General features: G+C 42.7%; 16 protein-coding genes and 1 pseudogene. 10 read left to right on the forward strand and 7 right to left on the reverse strand.

The features are described from left to right. Positions 1-169: 169 nt before the first annotated feature. The 3 genes from leuS to MSWHS_RS15655 all read right to left on the reverse strand — a co-directional run bounded on the left by leuS (position 170) and on the right by MSWHS_RS15655 (position 5,604). On the reverse strand, positions 170-3,070 hold the full coding sequence (gene leuS, locus MSWHS_RS15645) for a leucine--tRNA ligase (RefSeq protein WP_048128738.1): 2,901 nt from the start codon (positions 3,068-3,070) through the stop codon (positions 170-172). 383 nt (positions 3,071-3,453) lie between these two features. Next, entirely contained in the window at positions 3,454-4,671 is a 1,218-nt protein-coding gene (gene thrC, locus MSWHS_RS15650; protein WP_048128736.1) for a threonine synthase, read from the reverse strand. Between the two features lie 621 nt (positions 4,672-5,292). Then, a complete protein-coding gene (locus tag MSWHS_RS15655; RefSeq protein WP_048128734.1) occupies positions 5,293-5,604 on the reverse strand; it encodes a DUF1622 domain-containing protein in 312 nt (103 codons plus the stop codon). A gap of 412 nt (positions 5,605-6,016) precedes the next feature. Between MSWHS_RS15655 and MSWHS_RS15660 the strand changes: the two are divergent. Continuing rightward, positions 6,017-6,392, forward strand: a pseudogene (locus MSWHS_RS15660) (transposase); the annotation flags it as partial. A 590-nt stretch (positions 6,393-6,982) separates the two neighbouring features. Here MSWHS_RS15660 and MSWHS_RS15665 read toward each other — a convergent pair. Genes MSWHS_RS15665 through MSWHS_RS15675 form a run of 3 tightly spaced genes read right to left on the reverse strand, consistent with a single transcriptional unit; the run spans position 6,983 to position 8,565 of the window. Continuing rightward, positions 6,983-7,378, reverse strand: a complete 396-nt coding sequence (locus MSWHS_RS15665) for an AIR carboxylase family protein (RefSeq protein WP_048128731.1) — start codon at positions 7,376-7,378, stop codon at positions 6,983-6,985. Between the two features lie 21 nt (positions 7,379-7,399). Further along, complete coding sequence (locus MSWHS_RS15670; protein ID WP_048128729.1) at positions 7,400-7,687, reverse strand: chorismate mutase; 288 nt, start codon at positions 7,685-7,687, stop codon at positions 7,400-7,402. Beyond that, on the reverse strand, positions 7,684-8,565 hold the full coding sequence (locus tag MSWHS_RS15675) for a shikimate kinase (protein ID WP_048159390.1): 882 nt from the start codon (positions 8,563-8,565) through the stop codon (positions 7,684-7,686). Before MSWHS_RS15675 ends, MSWHS_RS15670 begins: the two co-directional genes overlap by 4 nt. 244 nt (positions 8,566-8,809) lie before the next feature. On the opposite strand from MSWHS_RS15675, the gene MSWHS_RS15680 reads away from it, so the two are divergent. From MSWHS_RS15680 to MSWHS_RS15710, 8 genes are all read left to right on the forward strand, one after another. Further along, positions 8,810-9,805 carry a phosphate uptake regulator PhoU gene (locus tag MSWHS_RS15680; protein WP_082088123.1) on the forward strand — a complete coding sequence of 332 codons (996 nt, stop codon included), beginning with the start codon at positions 8,810-8,812 and terminating at the stop codon, positions 9,803-9,805. A gap of 137 nt (positions 9,806-9,942) precedes the next feature. Then, a complete protein-coding gene (locus tag MSWHS_RS22090; protein WP_255350464.1) occupies positions 9,943-10,074 on the forward strand; it encodes a hypothetical protein in 132 nt (43 codons plus the stop codon). Between the two features lie 587 nt (positions 10,075-10,661). Continuing rightward, positions 10,662-11,303: an Era-like GTP-binding protein gene (locus MSWHS_RS15685; protein ID WP_048128722.1), complete on the forward strand. Its 642-nt coding sequence runs from the start codon at positions 10,662-10,664 to the stop codon at positions 11,301-11,303. Between the two features lie 5 nt (positions 11,304-11,308). Further along, the gene (locus MSWHS_RS15690) at positions 11,309-11,668 is read left to right on the forward strand and encodes a DUF2073 domain-containing protein (protein ID WP_048130466.1); all 360 of its coding nucleotides are present in this window, start codon (positions 11,309-11,311) and stop codon (positions 11,666-11,668) included. A gap of 14 nt (positions 11,669-11,682) precedes the next feature. Continuing rightward, positions 11,683-12,195: a hypothetical protein gene (locus MSWHS_RS15695; RefSeq protein WP_048128720.1), complete on the forward strand. Its 513-nt coding sequence runs from the start codon at positions 11,683-11,685 to the stop codon at positions 12,193-12,195. A 383-nt stretch (positions 12,196-12,578) separates the two neighbouring features. Further along, positions 12,579-13,193: a 6-phospho-3-hexuloisomerase gene (gene hxlB / locus MSWHS_RS15700; RefSeq protein ID WP_048128713.1), complete on the forward strand. Its 615-nt coding sequence runs from the start codon at positions 12,579-12,581 to the stop codon at positions 13,191-13,193. 50 nt (positions 13,194-13,243) lie between these two features. Next, positions 13,244-14,356: a pyridoxal phosphate-dependent aminotransferase gene (locus MSWHS_RS15705; RefSeq protein ID WP_048128711.1), complete on the forward strand. Its 1,113-nt coding sequence runs from the start codon at positions 13,244-13,246 to the stop codon at positions 14,354-14,356. A gap of 377 nt (positions 14,357-14,733) precedes the next feature. Continuing rightward, complete coding sequence (locus tag MSWHS_RS15710) at positions 14,734-15,669, forward strand: cytochrome c biogenesis CcdA family protein (protein ID WP_231585481.1); 936 nt, start codon at positions 14,734-14,736, stop codon at positions 15,667-15,669. Between the two features lie 125 nt (positions 15,670-15,794). Here MSWHS_RS15710 and MSWHS_RS15715 read toward each other — a convergent pair whose 3' ends face one another. Then, the gene (locus tag MSWHS_RS15715; protein WP_048159392.1) at positions 15,795-16,850 is read right to left on the reverse strand and encodes an NOG1 family protein; all 1,056 of its coding nucleotides are present in this window, start codon (positions 16,848-16,850) and stop codon (positions 15,795-15,797) included. A 640-nt stretch (positions 16,851-17,490) separates the two neighbouring features. Here MSWHS_RS15715 and MSWHS_RS15720 point away from each other — a divergent pair. Continuing rightward, a complete protein-coding gene (locus tag MSWHS_RS15720; RefSeq protein ID WP_048128708.1) occupies positions 17,491-18,366 on the forward strand; it encodes a CBS domain-containing protein in 876 nt (291 codons plus the stop codon). Positions 18,367-18,412: the final 46 nt, after the last annotated feature.

Raw genomic sequence — 18,412 nt, forward strand, 5'->3', positions numbered from 1 at the left:
AGCGCAGTGAAAAGGACCTCGTTTGCACTTGCAGTGCAACTTCCAGAAAATCTCTGATTTCCTGTGATCCCAAAGCGAAACTCGGGAAAGAGAGAAGTATCGGGCTGTATAATTTTGCCCGGATACAACTTATTCGGTTAATCAAAAGCCCTCTTTAATAAGAAACTTCTTATTCTTCCTGCTTTGCCTCAATGTAAATCGCAGGCCTGAGAGGTTCTGCAAACCTTGACTTCTTCTGCGGGTCATACTCTGGAGAATCGGCACTCTGGATTTCAACTGGGCAGCCGATTTCTTTTTCCAGGAATGCGGCAGACTCTTTCAGGAGAGTCTGTTCATCAAGGCCGAGGTAGGCAAAAGTTTCGTAGCGTTCTGCGCCTCCGCTCTTGAACTCGGGAATTATTTTCTGCACGAACTTCGGGATCTCCTTTCCAAAGCGCTTGAGGTCAGGGTTAGACATCAGGGTTTTGATCAGAGTACCCACTTCCAGAGGGGCTTTAATCTGCAATTCGCAAGCGCACTTTATCGCTGCGGTTTTCCAGGCAGGAGAGGTGTAGAGATAGACCTTTTGAGGGGTCATCTTTGTTACCCTTACAATCTCTTCAATATCATCCAGAGTACTCTTTACAGCCTCTTCTGCAAGTTCGGCTCCTTCGTCTATGAGGTCTTCATTATAGAGTGGATACTGGGCAAGGGAAACCGGGTCTTCGTGCCCCATGGCTTCCCAGATTTCCTCACAGAGGTGAGGAGTGAAAGGAGTCATAAGCCTAACCCAGTTGTCTAGCACGTAGTACAACAGATTATCTCCGCCTCTCCTCTGGTACCACCTGACATCATTTATGAGCAGGAAGAAGGAGTTCTGGATGGCTTCCCTGGTCTGGATAGAGTCAAGGGCGATGTTTGTCCCCCTGATATAGTTCTGCATCCGCGAAAGCATCCAGCGGTCGATCTGCTTTAGCTCGGTGCTCAGGGAAGCCCGCTTCCCACTCTCGATTACATCTTTTGCAAAGGAATAGAACCTGTCCACCTGCCGTCTGGCGGAATCGATTCCTGTCTTCTGCCAGTCTGCATCCTGAGTCTGTTCGGCTGTAGAAAGGATATACATCCTTGTAATGTCTGCGCCGTACTCACTGACCGCACTTTCCAGGGTGAGGATGGGGCCTTTGGACTTGCTCATCTTTTGTCCTTCCAGGGAGACAAAGCCGTTTACTGCAAGAGCTTTTGGCCAGTTTTCCTCCTCAAAAAGGGCTACATGGTGGAAGAGGAAGAAAAGCAGGTGGTTCGGAACAAGGTCCTTTCCGGAAGAACGCAGGTCAACCGGATACCAGTAATTGAAATGTCTGCGAATTTCTTCCACGAGCTCCGTTTTGAGGCCGGTTTCCGCAGAAACTGCTTTTGAATCGCCTATTCCGAGCAAGACGTAGTCGAAGAATGACAGGGTAAGCTGTTCAAGAGCAAGGTCACCCTTTTCGATGAACTTGGCAAGAATGTAATAGCTCATGTAAATTGTTGAATCCCCAAGGGATTCAATCAGCCACTCCTTATCAAGGGGAAAACGGGTTCCAAGGCCTTTCCTGCGGGCGCAGGCTTTATCCTTGAGCCAGTCAACCTTGTTCTCAAACTCAACCCTGTATTCCGCAGGAATAATCCGCATCTGACTGAGGCATCTGTAAACCTTTGCTTTCCATTCAGGGTTTGAGTAATTCAGGAACCACTGGCCTTTTACCATGTTTACTACACAGGGAGTGCCACAGCGGCAAACCACGGGTTCGCTGAACTCATAAAAGACATCTCCCACGTTTGCGCTGATGAGGTCTCTAGTAAGAACGTCCTTAATTTTGGAGACTGCGTATCCCTCGTATTTGCCTGTGAGCTCCTTAAGGACTCCACCGTGGAACTCCCTTCGGTACACGATCTTTGTGGCTTCCTCGGCTTTCGGGTCTTTCTGGCTTGTTATTCCCATGCTTTCTACGATTTCTTTTGCAGGGAATTCCCCGAATTCGGGCACTTTAATAAGGGAAATCAGTTTGATATTTCTCAGGTCTTCAGTTATCTCATATTCGCTCAGGTCTGCATCATAGAGGTCACGCAGGGCAAGGTAGTCAAAAGGTGCATGTGCAGGCACACTCATTACGATTCCGCTTCCGTTTTCGGGTTTTACGAAAGATGCAGGAAGAGAGATTACTTCATCTCCGGTTACCGGGTTTGTGAGTTTTATCCCTACGATGGATTTTGCAGGCACATCCTCGACGTATTCCACAGTTCTGTCCGTAAAGGTCAGTTTTCGGAAAGCATCCCTGCTGACAACCCAGAACTCTTCGTATCCGTCTTTTTCAACTCTTGCCTTTACGTAATCAACTTCCGGATTGACCCAGAGATTGGTCACTCCGAATGTTGTTTCCGGCCTGAGGGTAGCACAGGGGAGGACCAGGTCTTTGTATCTGAACTTTATCAGGGTGTACTCTACAATTGTGGCTTCTTCCCCGTGCAGGATGTCGTGGTCTTCTACAGGGTTGTTGTCGTTCGGGCACCATTTCACGGGGTGGGAGCCTTTCACAATCAGGCCTTTTTCTCCAAGCCGGATATACTGCCATTCAATGAACTTTTTGTAAGTGGGGTCAGTTGTTGTGAATTTGCGCCTCCAGTCAATGGAGTATCCGATCATGCGCATGGCTTTCTCGGCTTCACGCTTGAAATAGTCAACGATTTTTTCCGGAGTATCAAGGGTCGGCAGGATATCCCCAGGAATCCCATGCAGGCGTTCGTAAACGTCCATGGTCTGAGGGTCCCGGCTTGCAATCAGCTCAGCAAGTCCCACGATGGGCGTGCCAGTTACGTGGAAACCCATCGGGTAAAGCACATTGTAGCCAAGCATCCTTTTGTGCCTTGCCACCACATCGCCTATGGTGAAGGTTCTGGTGTGTCCTGCGTGCAGGTTCCCGTTCAGGTAGGGATAGGGGATTGTTATGAAAAACTTCTCCCGCTTATCGGGTTCGGGCTGGAAAATTTGGCTTTCGTCCCAATTTTTCTGCCATTTATTTTCGATCTCATGAGGTTTATAGTCCTGCTCCATTCGTGTTCACGCTCATCGATGAGTATAATAAAAGGATTTGAAGAAATCCTGAGGATATGAATAATAATCCCGAGGATATGAATAATAATCCCAAGGATATGAATAATCAATCACAGTAAAGCAGTTTCAAAAAGCCAATTAACGGCTTCAAGAATCCGAAATTGATTAAAGATCCGAAATTGATTAAAGATCCGAAATTGATTAAAGATCCGAAATTGATTAAAGATCCGAAATTGATTAAAGGATACCGGAATCCGCTGATTTCATCAACCATTCGATTTCATTTGACATTAATCTTACAACTGTTCACGGCTCCGGCACGCAAATAATTATCTTCCAACTTCTCCTTAATCGAATTCGCAAATCAGATCTGTTTTCCGGTTTTATTTAGCCTTTCCGAAGATTGCTTCCCGGATGGCTTCGATATTTGCGTCCACTACAGTCGGCTCCTCGCAGACATCAATCACAGTCTGAGGGTCTTTAAGGAGGTGACCTGTCGTGATACAGACAACGGTTTCGTCTCTGCCTATAATTCCCATATCGACAAGTTTCTTAAGTCCTGCTACAGAAGCTGCACTTGCGGGTTCGACCCCTATGCCTTCAAGCCTTGCCAGGTCTTTCTGGGCTGCAAGGATTTCTTCATCAGTAACGGACTCTGCAGTTCCACCGGATTGCCGGATTGCGCTGAGGGCTTTTGTAGCGTTTACAGGGTTTCCAATCCTGATTGCAGTTGCAACTGTCTCAGGGTGCTCTTCCGGAGTGATTGCAGGAGCCTCGTTTTTTATGGCTTTTACGATGGGACAAGAACCTTCTGCCTGGATACCGGTCATCTTCGGGAGAGAACCCGTTATCCCGAGTATTTTGAACTCCCTGAAGCCCTTATATATCGCAGTAATATTTCCTGCGTTTCCTACGGGCAGGACAATCCTGTCAGGCACTTTGAAACCTAGCTGGTCTGCAATCTCAAAACCGATGGTTTTCTGGCCTTCCAGCCTGTACGGGTTGATGGAATTTAAAAGGTAAATTTTTTCCTGGGAACAGAGCGTGCGCACAAGAGCAAGGGCATCGTCAAAGTTTCCGCGGATGCTGAGGACCTTTGCCCCGTGCATGAGGGCCTGGGCTATTTTTCCAAGGGCCACTTTTCCTGCCGGGAGCAGCACTATAACAGGGACTCCTGCTTTTGCTCCGTAGATTGCAAGAGATGCGGAGGTGTTCCCCGTAGATGCGCAGGCAACAGTCTTCATCCCGAGCTCAAGCGCTTTCGTAACTCCTACGGTCATCCCCCTGTCCTTGAAGGAACCGGTGGGGTTCATCCCCTCGTGTTTTACGTAGAGTTCTTTTATTCCTATCTTTTCGGCCAGGCGGTCGCATTTATATAAAGGAGTCCCGCCTTCCTGGATAGTCACAGGCTCGCTGTCGATCGGGAGGAGTTTTGCGTACTTCCAGACCGAAGGGCATTCGGTCTTCAGTTTTTCCATGTCAAGTTTAATTGAAGAATAGTCATAAATAACATCAAGCAGCCCGTCACATTTGCTGCAGGTATATATTACTTCATTTTTGGAATACTCTGCACCGCATTCGATACATTTCAAATGATACATTAAATTGCTCCTGTGTCTTATGATTTTGAATTATTCGGATACTGGGTTTCAAGTAGCACCCAATCTCATGTTAGTATTTATTACACGATTTCATGTTAGTATTTATTACACGATTTCATGTTAGTATTTATTACACGATTTCATGTTAGTATTTATTACACGATTTCATGTTAGTATTTATTACACGATTTCATGTTAGTATTTATTACACGATTTCATGTTAGTATTTATTACACGATTTCATGTTGATTTATTACACGATTTCATGTTGATTTATTAATACAACCCGGAGTTCAGGTCAGCATAATCTCGATTTCGGATTAGTATAATATTAGAGTTTAATAATATTTTGTATCCTTAACACTTTACTTGCTCTTAAATCATACTATTTTTTAGAATTGTACTGTATTCAGGCTTTATAATAGCTCCGTAGCAGCAGGCATATAATGTATACCTGGTCCCACAGCAATTTGGAAACCCTGAAAGGCACTGAAGAGAACTTATATAATTATTTGGGATTTTTTAGCGAATATTCAGAACCGGAAGGACAGAAAAAGGTAAAGGTTTTAAAAGAGGAAGGAAGTTAAGGCATCTTTCAGGATTCGGTTTTTCAACCCTGTTTCAATCAAGCTTGTATTCCAAAACTTCCTTGCTGAGGAAATAGCCAAGAACCGTTCTTATCAACACGACCGTACCCAGCAGGAGCAGTTCTTCCTGCGAGGGATTAAGTACGGTTTCCAGGACATCGGCTGCAATGAAAAACTCAAGCCCGAAGACAATTTTGTTTGTAAGCTCTTTTCTTACATGCTGGTAGCTGTAATTTTTCTTCAAAATTTCAATTTGGATAACCCCTAACGTTGCCCTGAGCCCACCATATATTATGAGGAGAGAGCCCACAATATTGAACAGAGAAGAGAATGCGTTGACAAACAAGCCTACGAAAGATTCGAATGTCCTTTTACCACCCCTTAAAAAGCCGGATCTTTAAATTCGGTAAAGAAACTCCCGAATAACATAAATTCGGTAAAGAAACTCCCGAATAGCATATAACATTCGTTTCTTCGGGATAAATACTCTTCCTGCACCTGTCTTTCAAATACGATTACAGGACTCAATTCTATTTCAGGAAATAGATTAAACTGAGGCAAACTGGGGAAAACTAAGGTAAATTGAGGCAAACTGAGGCAAAACCTTTTTTTTGCTATCATTTGGCTGCAAAATATGGTTAAAGAGAAGAACTCTAAGAGCGTTTCTTAAAATCAAATTTGATTCTACAATGGTGACAGTAATTTTTATTTGAACTGAAAAACGATGTCATTAAACTGTTAAATGTCTAAAGTATAAGCTATTGATGGTTGTAGTTCACGCCGCCAATATCCAGGATCTGGATGGAGTTAAACTTGTTCTGGAACAAATTAAAGACATTTTCTTGATTGCAGCTTATTTGGGCTGATGCTGGTTATGCTGGTCAACTGGTTGATTGGGTCAAAGTAATGTGCGGTTGGGTATTGGAAATAGTGAGGCCAAGCGATGATATCAAAGGTTTTAAGGTACTTCCTCACAGATGGATAGTAGAACGTACATTTGGATGGTTGGGTCGATATCGACGTTTGAGTAAAGATTGCGAAGGATTGACAGAATCAAGTTAAGCTTTCATATATGCTGCTATGATCCGTATAATGAGTAAACGACTGGTTAAAATCAAACCTTCATCCGAATGAAAAATGAATATTCAGACAGCCTCTTAGCTGTTTGTTAACTTGTGAGATTCTCTTAGCTGCTTGTTAACTTGTGAGATTCTCTTAGCTGCTTGTTAACTTGTGAGATTACTTCTCTGAAAAATATGGGTACTGCAAAAATTTCCCTAAATCCTGCAGTATATGCATATTTTTATATATATAGGTCTATATTTATATGATTGGGCATCTGAGAAGAAAAATCTTTTCTCACTGTAAACCTCAACCAACTCTTTTATCCCCCATATTCCCACACCCCCCAATACTCAGGTGCCCTACCCCTAATACAATTTACTGATTATTCTATACCCCTTTTCTATTCAATTTCAGGACAAAATTATATAAAAATATAAGGCATGTAAAGCCTTTAAATCGGAAAACAAGGAACTCAGTTAACTCAGTATCACTTATGGTAATCGTCTGACAGCTTGGCTCTCCTTCGCAGAGAAAGCTTACCAATATTTTTTTAATTAGTCCTCTTGAGCGCAGTGAATAGGACCGCGTATTGTTGCGATTACACCACAACTCCCTGAAAATCTTCGATTTCTTGCGATCCCAAGGTGCAATTTGGGTGATTAAGGGTTTTCGATTAAATCCAGAATTCTCAGGGCAAGATATGCGCCGTTTGCCCCATTGTCAATCCCTACACTCCCCACAGGTACTCCCGGGGGCATCTGGGCTATGGAGAGAAGGGCATCAAGTCCGCCGAGTTTTGCACTTACAGGCACACCTATTACAGGTTTTTTCGTCCTGGAAGCCACAACTCCAGGGAGAGCTGCCGATAGACCCGCTATTGTGATGAAGACTTTTGCGTCCGTACCTGAAACATAGCTATCAAGCTCATCAGGGTTCCTGTGGGCAGAGATAACCACTACTTCGTAAGTATATTTGCTCTTCTCAAGTACAGAAACCGCTCTGTTGGCGATTGATCTGTCGGACTCAGAACCCATAATCAGTGAGATGTCGACCATTTTTTACTCCTTTGAGGCAAGTCAGGGCAGGCTTCCCTTTCCACTTAATTCTTTCTGGCGTTCGATACTCATCCTGATAAGAATTTCATAAATTTCTTTTATCGACCCTAAATCAAGGTTGAGTTCGGTTGCAGCGTTTAATGCCCTGTTAATTACAACCTCGTTTTGCTTACGGTCATTTATGGAAGTTCCATTTATTCTTTTTGATTCAAGCACTTTCTCAGAAAGGCTAACTCTTTTATCAATTAGGGAAAGGATTTCCCTGTCAATCTTCTCGATTTCTTTGCGGACAGCTTCAAGTTCACTCAAAAGGACCCCTCCCTGTTAAAGGATATCGCATCTCTGTTATTTATACTGGTCTCTATGACCTTTCCTTCTATTCCGCAGCTTTCCCAGGCAGTTTTTAGCTCTTTTACCTGCTCAGCTTTCACCAGTGTTGCGTAGGAAGGGCCGGTTCCGGAAAGGCTGACTCCTTTTATCCCGCATTCCAGAGCCCTGAGCATGGGTTCCGTATCAAAACCAAGGGCTCCGCAGTAGAGAAAGCCATTAAGTGTCATTGCGCGTTCGTATTCACCTTCAAGGGCAAGCTTGTATGCCATTTCTACATATGGTGCAATCAGATGGGAACGTTTCACATTTGTGTCCGCACTGAAAGCTTTTTTTATCGGGGCAAATATCAGGACTTTTGAATCTGCTTCTTCGTGCCTGATAAGTTCCATTTTTCGGTTATCAGTGATAACAATCCCACCTAAAAAGGAGGCACAGGCATCGTCAAAAGCTCCTGTTACCGTGACTCCAACTTCTTTTGCAGCCTTTACGCCCAGTTTTATGATTTCAAGGGGGGGCAGGGTCTCGCCAACTGCACGGAGGGTGGCAAGGACTGAAGCATTTGCTGCAGCACTGCTGCTCTTGAGCCCTCCTGCAAGGGGGATTTCACTTCCTGTCCTTATCGTACCTCCAAGTTCAAGCCCGAATCGTTCAAGGACGAGTTCTACGCAGCGTTCTATAAGACGAGGGTCTCCGTCGGGCATTTCTTCAATTGAGCCCAAAATGCCAGATTTACCCTCTGAGAGTTCCACTTCTGCAAAGGTTTTTAAGTCTATTCCGAATGCTGCACCTTTCCAGGTAGCTATGGCGTTTATTATTGTTCCAGCCCCGAAAGCACAAGCATGACCTTCAAGTGTCATCACGTCCAGAATGCTCTGATCTTTAATATTTTTTACCTCTCTTCAGAGCAGAGGGCGAGGTAAACTTAAATACAGGGTTCCGGAATTTGTCCACTAAAAAAGAAGAAGCATTCAAATATAAATAGTAAAGCCAAATTGTATATACATCACGTCTTTATCTAAACACTAATAACAACTATAAATATGGAGTGAATGTCATCTAACTTCCAGGCCTGGCCTGAGCAACTAAAAATGGGGAATCCACATAGAGACCAGAAAAGTACAGCAGACAGGCGGATCCACTTATATTATTTCTCTCCCTAAACAGTGGGCCGAAAAAGTAGGAATCGAAACAGGGACGAGAGTATCCATTCAGGCTCAGCCAGACGGAAAACTGTTAATTGACCCTATTCTGGAAGGACGCACGATAAAAACGAAAAGGATCGATGTGACTAGCTATGAGACAAAAGCTCTTGAAAGGGATATCATTGCTGCATACCTTTATGGTTATGACAGGATGGAGTTTACCTCAAAAAGGATACTTGCCGAACAGAAACAGGTCATCCGGAAGGTCTGTTACAAGCTTATAGGCCCTGAAATCATTGAGGAAAGCTCAAACTGCGTGGTCATTCAGGATCTACTTAACCCCAATGAACTTCATATAAAAAAAGGTATCTACAGGATGTTCCTGATTACCGGCTCCATGCAAAAAGATGCCATACGAGCTCTTAAAACTGTTGACCACGACCTTGCTCTTGATGTAAGCCAGAGGGATGACGAGGTCGACAGGTTATGTCTCCTGATTTCCAAACAGTTCCGTTCCGTTCTCTGCGGGGGCAGAATTCCCGATTCCTCGGAAACAAGTATCGAGGAATACCACGACTTCAGAATGGCGGCAAGCCCTATCGAAAGAATAGCAGACCACTCACAGAGGATTGCAAACGTTGCCTCAAAAATGCAGGAGCCAGTCAGGGAAGATGTAATGGAAGTCATTGAGGATCTCAGCAACACTTACATGGAACTTGTCCAGCAGGCAGTAGATGCCCTCTATAATGCTGATGCCTCTCTTGCAAACAGGGTAATTGATAGTATAGACGGTATGCGCTTGCATATAAAAGAGCTGCATGCATCTATTCTCAAACTGGAATCTCATGAAATCATGATATCCCTGGGGATGATAGTGGACAGTCTCTCAAGAATAGGAGACCTTGGCTCTAACATATCTGAGATAGCCATCAATTCCTCTATAAGGGACAAATGAAATTTTGTGAAAAAATCAGGCAGGTCTTGATAAATAGAAAATAAATATGTTTTCCTTTTTAACTAAAAACATTTCTCTTTTTGCCGAAGAAATTGTAAATAACCTTCTCTTTCAAAAATGCCTCTAGAGTTAATAATATGACGCATGAAAATACCTCCAGAGTCAATAACAGGACGCATAAAAATACCTTCAGAGTCAATAACAGGAAGCATGGAGGGACTTTACCTGAAGTAGTTTCAGGAAGGCTAAAAGGAAAATGTACAGAGTAACAGAATAGCAGTTAATGTATGAATGCGGTGAGTCAGGTTAGGAGATTAAGGCTCAGCAGGTCAGGTTTTTTGGAGCACGGCAGCAAAAGAGGCAGGATGAAAATATAAGGAGTGAAATATTGCGAAATACTTCCTAAGATAAAAACCATTTATATTTTTAAGGTATGATGAATAAAAATAGGAAAAAATATAAAGGAAAGTACAGAACATCAGTACAAACATAAAAATTTAGTAGAAAATGAAAAGAGTTACATATGGGCTGAAAATTTTCATTATAAAAAAGTTTTTGTTAAATCTATCCGGGAATCAGACGATAAAAAGTAATTTATTTATATTCTGGTGTTATTTCACGGAGGCACTTTCTATTTTTCACATAGAAAGAATGCAAGGTTTGCTATTTATTCCAGGTATATCGTAAAGGAGATGTCAGTATCTCCAATTTCTTTGATTTCCGCAGCTTAACAAATAGAAATTATTTATATGCACGGATCAATTAAATAAAAAGGTCACGAAAGCACAGTAAACCCATAAAGGAAAGCAATCCGAGAAATCCTTTGGTGTTATGCTTTTCCCAATGGAGGGAAGCCATGAATATGATAAAACGATTTAAGGTAAGCTTTTCAAAAGTGTTTAATAAACTGTTCAGGAAAAAAGGAGCATGCATAGGTATCTACGGCCCCCCCAATGCCGGCAAGACAACCCTTAGCAATCGCATCCTCAGGGATTGGATCGGAGGCGAGGAAACCATGGGTTCGGTTTCACATATCGCCCACGAAACCAGACATGCAAAACGAAGAAACGCAGTCACTATCGAGACTAACGGGCATACTATCAGCCTTGATATTGTGGATACTCCCGGACTTGCAACAAAGATCGATTTCCATGATTTTATGGAACAGGGGATGAGTGACTCCGAATCAAAGAAAAGATCGAAAGAAGCAACAGAAGGAGTAATTGAAGCTGTCAAATGGCTGGATGACCTTGACGGAGTCATACTGGTGATGGATTCCACAGAAAATCCTTATACTCAGGTTAACGTAACCGTTATAGGGAATATGGAAGCCAGAAACCTACCGCTTCTTATTGTAGCAAACAAAGTAGACCTTCCTGACGCCGATCCAGGAGTCATAAAGGAAGCCTTCCCTCAACACCCCATGGTACCTGTCTCGGCGCTTGAAGGAGTGGGAATGGACTCATTCTACGAAGCTCTGGCCAAACAGTTCGGGTGATCGAAATGCAGGGAATCCAACTTGATCTTATATCCGAAGCCAGGATTTCTCAGATGGCTTCTATGGAAAAAGTCCGGTACATAATCGATGAGGTGCGGAAAGGTAAAATCCTTGTGCTTGAAAAGGGTCTCAACCCTATGGAGGAAGCAAAACTCATTGAGATGACAATGTCAGCAATTCAGCCGGATGTGTTTTCTGGAATAGAGATGCAAAGCTACCCTGCAAATACGGACGGTTCCTTGCTGGGAAAGTTATTCAAAAAACAGAGCAGCAAGAGACTTACGGTAATAGGGCCCGCAAACCAGCTCAAAACCCTTAAAAAGGACAGGAATCTGATCAGTGCACTTGTCTCTGCAAGTAAATAAACGAAGTGGAAACAATGTGTGCCCAGAAGACCCAAGACCTGGAAGCAAAAATATCCCATCCCCAGTCCCTAGGCTCCTTTGAGATGGGCAGGAACGACGTTAACGTAGTCTGTACCTACGGGAAAATTGCAGTATGGTTCGGGCGGAAAGTTCCTGATTATATCATAGCGCAGGTACTCATAGGTATCTCAAAGGTAGACCCGTCTACTGTTCATGAGTTTGAGATCATCTGCGACTTTGATGAAATCACGGAGTATGAAAGCAAAGGGTACATACTGGTTTCCTATGGTAAAACAACCGGTGGCTATCGTGTAAACTATAGTATTCCGTTTTCCAACAAAAAAGCCCTCTTCCATTTATCCAGGTTTGTACTTGAAGAACTCCAGAAAGGAGAGGTACGTAAGGACTTCTACTGGAATGGGAGTGACTGTGATATCCAGCGGCTCTACAAGGAGTTCAGAAACAATATTGATAACTGGGAATTAAAAGCTATTAATTATAAGACTGAGCCGCAAACAAACCGCTAAAGTTCTGGCGCAGAACGGGATGAAAAGAAGCTTCCGGAAATTCATCCCGAAATCCTTACCAATTGGTTTAAGAAACAAAGAAAGTTATCTGTGAGGATTTTAGGAATTAAAATTCCATATTTACGACAAGTATATGCAGTATGTATTTACGATACGCATTTATGATAAGTATTTACTATAAGTATTTACGATACGCATTTACGACAAGTATTTACAGTACGTAGCCTACGGTAAGTATTTACAGTATGTATAGTATCAAGATCTTCACCGACATTTTGGGATTATTACCAGTTATCCAGTAAAAGTAAGTAATTTGAAAGTTAAATAATTATTATTTCTATTATTTATTGAGAATTCAACTCAATACTTTTTGGAGAACTCATATGAAAAAAGATCAAGTTAATGACTGCGAAGATGTAATTTTATCAATGGAACTTATGGTGGACAACCTCAGTGAGGTTGTCAAGATGCTTGACCTGCAGGCTATAATAAGCATGCTTCAGAAAATCATGGAAGGGGAGAGGATTTTTGTAATGGGGGCAGGAAGGTCCGGGCTTGTTGCCAAAGCTTTTGCAATGAGGCTGATGCATCTCGGGTTTAGTGTGTATGTTGTAGGGGAGACCACAACCCCCGCCGTCCATCCACAGGATGTTGTTATTGCTATTTCAGGGTCAGGAGAAACCCGTTCCATAGCAAATCTCGGAAGAATTGTGAAGGATATAGGTTCAACTCTCATAACTGTCACCTCCAAAAAGGAGTCCACACTCGGCAAAATCTCTGATATAACCATGGTCCTTCCGAGCAAGACCAAAAATGATCATGATGTAGGCGGTTCCCTTGAAAAAAGTATGAGAGGAGATTACAAGAATTCACCTCCGTTGGGTACTTCTTTTGAAATCACTTCACTTGTTTTCCTGGACTCATTAATTGCCCAGCTGATAACGCTTACAGGTGCTTCGGAAGCAGAACTCAAGTCCAGGCACACAAATATCGAATAAAAGCAGGATTTTAAAAGATATAATTTGCAAGGATATCAGGAGGGTGCAACTTGAAGGAAATTAATTTTTCAGAAAATGTATCCCGGATAGACACATCCGGAATCAGAAAGATTTTCGAAGCTGCAGGCTCTAATGCCATTAATCTCGGGCTCGGGCAGCCGGACTTCGATACCCCAGAACACATAAAAGCCGCAGCAATCAAAGCCATAAATGAAGGTTTTACAGGCTATACCGTAGGTTCCGGAATCCCTGAACTGAGGGAAGCTCTTAGCCATAAATTCCAGGAGGAAAATGGGTTTTCGGTTTCTCCTCAGGAAATAATTATAACCTCAGGAGCATCTGAAGCCCTTACCATTGCCCTTGCAGCCCTTCTCAATACGGGAGATGAGGTCCTTATCTCAAATCCCGGATTTGTTTCCTACAATGCCCTGACCGAGATCCTGAATGGAAAGGTGGTAAGCGTCCCCCTTGCAGAAGACCTTACCATGAAGCCGGACACTGTCCTTGAGAAAATTACTCCTAAGACAAAAGCCCTTATCCTTAATTCCCCGTCCAACCCCACGGGTGCTGTCTCAAGCAGGGCAGATATCAAAGCTCTTGCCGAGATTGCAGACGACCACAATATAACCATTATTTCTGATGAGGTCTACGAGTACTTCATCTATGAAGGTGAACACGTAAGCCCTGCCAGCTATTCGGATAATGTGGTCACTGTAAACGCGACCTCAAAAAGTTATGCTATGACGGGTTGGAGGCTCGGGTACCTGGCAGGCAGAAAAGAGTACATCGCCCAGATGCTCAAAGTGCACCAGTATATACAGGCCTGTGCAAACTCAGTCGCCCAGAAGGCCGCCTATGCCGCAGTGACCGGTCCAAAAGACTCTGTCAATGTCATGCGTGAAGAGTTCCGGAAACGTAGGGACGTGCTTGTAAAAGGGCTCAACGATCTGGGGATGGAATGTGCTCTTCCTAAAGGGGCTTTCTACGCTTTCCCTAAAGTCTCAAACTCCGCAGAAGTAGCCTCAAAAATGATCTCAAATGGAGTTGTTGTTGTCCCGGGAACAGCCTTTGGAAGCGAGGGCGATGGTTACATAAGGATTTCCTATGCAGCTTCAATGAAAGATATTGAAAAATCCCTGAGCATCATGGAAAATGTGCTCTGAAACTTTTTAAAGAGAAAGATCTTTTCCTTTCTCTTTTCTCTTCCTTTTTTCCAGTTCTTTTGTTTAACTTTTCCTTCACTTTTCCTTCTTTTTATTCCTCTATTTTTTATTTAGTTTCCCTATCCTCGGAAAACACTGTCAACTTTGGATATATTTATATTGAGGCATCCAGATACTTGATACAATGAAAAGAGCTTTTTGCAAATTTTCCGATGCTTGCTAATTTATATTATGTTGCAACGAGCCTTTTTTAACATGTTATATTTCCAAATACAGTCCTGCCCATTGAAGGTATTCCCTGAAAACTGTCTGTGATATGTGTCACCGATATAGAGAATTTCTGGCTGTTGTCACAAAAACAGTTTCGGAAGTGAAGTATGAAAAAGCGATCTGTGTGCCTGCTGCCTGTAACTAAAGGAACTCTTGTGTTCATATCTCTTTTTTTGTTGCTGAGCCCTGTTTCCGGTTTGACTATATCAGCTGCAAACAGATCAAATGGCTATTTTTACGGAAATGTAAACACAATAGAAGTTCTCCTGCTGGAAACCCTCGAAACTCCGGCTTTGCTTTTCACCCCGGAATCCTTAGATCTTCTCACAGGAAGCAGAGAAAACAAAAATAAAAACCTGGAAAAAATAAGCCCCTTCTTAATCCTGGCTGCAGGCATCCTTGCCGGTTTTAATCCCTGCCTGCTTGCAGTAATGGCTTTCTTGGCTTCTGTCACCTTTGCCCAGCAAGGTGGAAGAAAAGAGATGCTCAAAATCACCCTGGGCTTTTCTACAGGAATTTTCACCATGTATATGTTTGCAGGGATAGGCATTTTGAGTACTGTCAGTTTCCTGCCTGAAGTCCGGAGTCATTTTACGTCAATTGCAATCCTGCTGACTGCCCTGCTGGGTCTCTGGCACATTTATGACGCTTACTTGTTGAGAACATATGCGAAATCGACTTTCAGGACTCCGGAATCCCTAAAGGACTTTATGAGAAGGATGGGTGAAAAAAATCTATTGCTTCTGTCCTTCCTTGCAGGAAGCATGTTCTCCCTGGTCAAAGCTCCCTGCATCGGAGCAATCTATCTCTCAATTCTGAGTATGCTGGCAATAAAAACCGATATCGTAAGAGGAATAGCATACCTGGGAATATACAACTTTGGACTTCTACTGCCTTTAATGTGTCTTGGTCTTTTACTGGCCTTCGGGCTTAGCCCTAAAAAAGTTACGGAGTTCAGAGAAAAAAGAAGAGTGGAGATAAGGTTGACAACAGGGCTGATACTGCTTATCCTTGCCCTGCTGATGCAGCTCAGGATACTCTGAGCAGCCAGCAAAAATATCTGAAAATCGGATTCTAGCTAAAACCAGATCTAGCCGAAACAAATCCTGCATAAAATAGAGTTCTAGCTAAAACAGATCCTTAAACTAAATACAGGCTAAATAAGGAATCAGATAATTGATTCCTTATCCTGCTCTTCTAATGATGGTTCTTCTAATGATGGTTCTTCTAATGATGGTTCTTCTAATGATGGTTCTGAACGAAGGCGCTTTTCTTCTATCATCTCCAGAAGCTTTCCCATTACCTCTTCTATTCCTTCTCCGGTAATTGTAGATATGTTCAGCTCGATCTCATCCATTTTTCTGAACTCCGGTCTGTCAGCTTTGTTGGCAACCACAAGCATGGGAAGATTAAAGTTTTCCTTGATTTCAGCAAGCAGGCGGTTCTGGTCCTCAATTTCATATCCACAACTTTCACTCGGGTCAATCATGAACATTACAACTGCGTCCAGGAAGCGGATTGCGGTAATTGCCTGGCGTTCAATATTGTTTCTCTCAGCCATGGGGCGGTCAAGGAGACCCGGGGTGTCCATAACCTGATAACGGATGTTGTTCCGTATGAAGTGACCTATGGCTACTCCTTTTGTTGTAAAAGGATATGCCGCAATTTCAGGGGTTGCACCTGTAATCTTTGAAACAAAACTTGACTTTCCTACATTGGGATAGCCAGCGATTACAATCGTTGGCTCGTCATGGACATCAGGGAGTTTTCTGAGAATGTTTCTGGCTTCATTCAGAAAGAGAAGGTCCTTGTTAATGGATTTGACAATGGATGCAATCCTTCCGAAGGCTTCTTTTCGGACAGGCTCGGGAAGATCGGCCTCCCGAATTTTTCCAACATAGCTTCTTGCAACTTCATGGATCTTCCTGCTTGCCCAGTCAACGGATGCCAGAGACATCTTGAGCTTTTCGATGCCTACAAGGACGTCGGTTAATTCATAATAGAATGTAGGCAACTGTTCAAAACTTGGGAAACGCCTGACTATATTTGCAAGGTTATCAGTGAAAATGTTTGCAGCCGTCAGTACCATGGACTCATTGGCTCTGAGACGGCTGTCCCTCCCCTCAATAGTTTTCCCGGACATAGCTCTTGCTGCCCGTTTAAAAGCTTTATTAGTTAACTCCTCGGAAGTAGGAACTGTGTGAATTTTCTCGAAGATCATCATTTTCTAACCCTCTGGGGGCTCTTTTAATCTATATAAAGGTTTTTCTGATTGAAGACGTTTAACAGAAAAATCTAAAGTCCGTAAGCAAAAATTTCGCAAAAGTTCCTGAGCGGAGTTTCTTTGCTTTTCTTATCCGGATTCTCTGAACAGCTTCAGTCCAAGCTTTTTCTGCCCAAAACTTAGAATACCGGAAAGATTACCCGGAAAAATAATTAAGCTCTGGTCTTAAAATACTACAACATACGAAATTATATATATGTTTGAGGTACTCTGATTTGCTTCTCTTAAGAGCGATTTGGAGCGGCATTTGGTAGCTGTAAAATTACTGTTTGATTAATTTTGTCTATTGCATGATCAATAATTGAATTGTTTGATTAATTTTGTCTATTGCATGATCAATAATCGAATTATAATTATGGTTCTATCAGGAGTTTTTAATTACAAATCATTAAATAACCTAAATACAGGCATGAAACCAGTTGTATGTCTAAGAAGAACCGGACTTTATTTATATTTGTAATTGTAATTTGTATTATAAATTTATAATCATTAATTATGGTAAATTAAGGATACACTATTCTCGATGTACGGATATTATACATCATCCTGATACAAGGTATATGAAATTTATGGTGGTAGTATGGAACTCACTCCGATTCAAAAAGATATTATTATTACATTAATCAACCTTCAGCGGCAAAAAGACAGGGCAATTAAAGGGGAAGAAATTGCTGAAGTTATCCAGCGAAACCCTGGAACAGTCCGCAACCAGATGCAGTTATTAAAGGCACTTGGGCTGGTTGAAGGTGTACCCGGGCCAAAGGGGGGATATAAACCAACAGGGGCAGCATATGATTCTTTACGCATCCAGCAATTGAAAAATGAATCCGTAGTCCCTCTCTACAGGAATAATGTTATCGTTAATGGGGCAACAGCTGCGGAAATCAGTTTTACGACTGTCCGGAATCCCGATGCCTGTAGTGGGGTAATCAGGGTAATAGGAAATATAAAGGACTTTGTAATGGACGATAAGCTTCAGGTAGGCCCAACACCTGTAAATCGTCTCATAGTCCGTGGAGAAGTTACAGGAAGGGACGACACTAATAACTCAATCCTTTTTAACATTACAGAAATGATCTCCCTGCCTAAAAAACATGTCAAACATTATATGAAGTATCCCCCGCTGCTTGTGAATCTCAATGCCAGTATTCAGGAAGCAACAAGGCTTTTTATCCGGAATAACGTACATGGAGCCCCCGTGGAAGACAAAGGAAAAATCGTAGGGATAATTACCTACACTGATATTGCGCATGCCATTGCCCAGGGAAAGCCCAATGTCAAGGTCAAAGACATAATGACAAAAGAGCTGATAACCGTTGATGGGGATATGCAGCTCTATGATGTGGTAAAACTCTTCCATAAATATAACGTGGGAAGGCTTATTGTAACAATCAACGGAGTTCCAAAAGGAACCCTATCAAAAACCGACGTGCTGAATGAACTTGCGGTATATTGAATCTGCAATCAGTATCAGTGTATTGAATCTGCAATCAGTATCAGTG

It is taken from the genome of Methanosarcina sp. WWM596, assembly GCF_000969965.1.
In the GTDB taxonomy this organism is placed as follows: Archaea; Halobacteriota; Methanosarcinia; order Methanosarcinales; family Methanosarcinaceae; genus Methanosarcina.

Bases quoted from the DNA above. Each gene is read 5' to 3' on its own strand.
- MSWHS_RS15720 (WP_048128708.1), top strand. From the start codon at position 17,491: ATGGAACTCACTCCGATTCAAAAAGATATTATTATTACATTAATCAAC.
- MSWHS_RS15715 (WP_048159392.1), bottom strand. From the start codon at position 16,850: ATGATGATCTTCGAGAAAATTCACACAGTTCCTACTTCCGAGGAGTTA.
- MSWHS_RS22090 (WP_255350464.1), top strand. From the start codon at position 9,943: ATGACGCATGAAAATACCTCCAGAGTCAATAACAGGACGCATAAAAAT.
- MSWHS_RS15690 (WP_048130466.1), top strand. From the start codon at position 11,309: ATGCAGGGAATCCAACTTGATCTTATATCCGAAGCCAGGATTTCTCAG.
- MSWHS_RS15685 (WP_048128722.1), top strand. From the start codon at position 10,662: ATGAATATGATAAAACGATTTAAGGTAAGCTTTTCAAAAGTGTTTAAT.
- MSWHS_RS15695 (WP_048128720.1), top strand. From the start codon at position 11,683: ATGTGTGCCCAGAAGACCCAAGACCTGGAAGCAAAAATATCCCATCCC.
- hxlB (WP_048128713.1), top strand. From the start codon at position 12,579: ATGAAAAAAGATCAAGTTAATGACTGCGAAGATGTAATTTTATCAATG.
- MSWHS_RS15675 (WP_048159390.1), bottom strand. From the start codon at position 8,565: ATGACACTTGAAGGTCATGCTTGTGCTTTCGGGGCTGGAACAATAATA.
- MSWHS_RS15710 (WP_231585481.1), top strand. From the start codon at position 14,734: ATGAAAAAGCGATCTGTGTGCCTGCTGCCTGTAACTAAAGGAACTCTT.
- thrC (WP_048128736.1), bottom strand. From the start codon at position 4,671: ATGTATCATTTGAAATGTATCGAATGCGGTGCAGAGTATTCCAAAAAT.
- leuS (WP_048128738.1), bottom strand. From the start codon at position 3,070: ATGGAGCAGGACTATAAACCTCATGAGATCGAAAATAAATGGCAGAAA.
- MSWHS_RS15665 (WP_048128731.1), bottom strand. From the start codon at position 7,378: ATGGTCGACATCTCACTGATTATGGGTTCTGAGTCCGACAGATCAATC.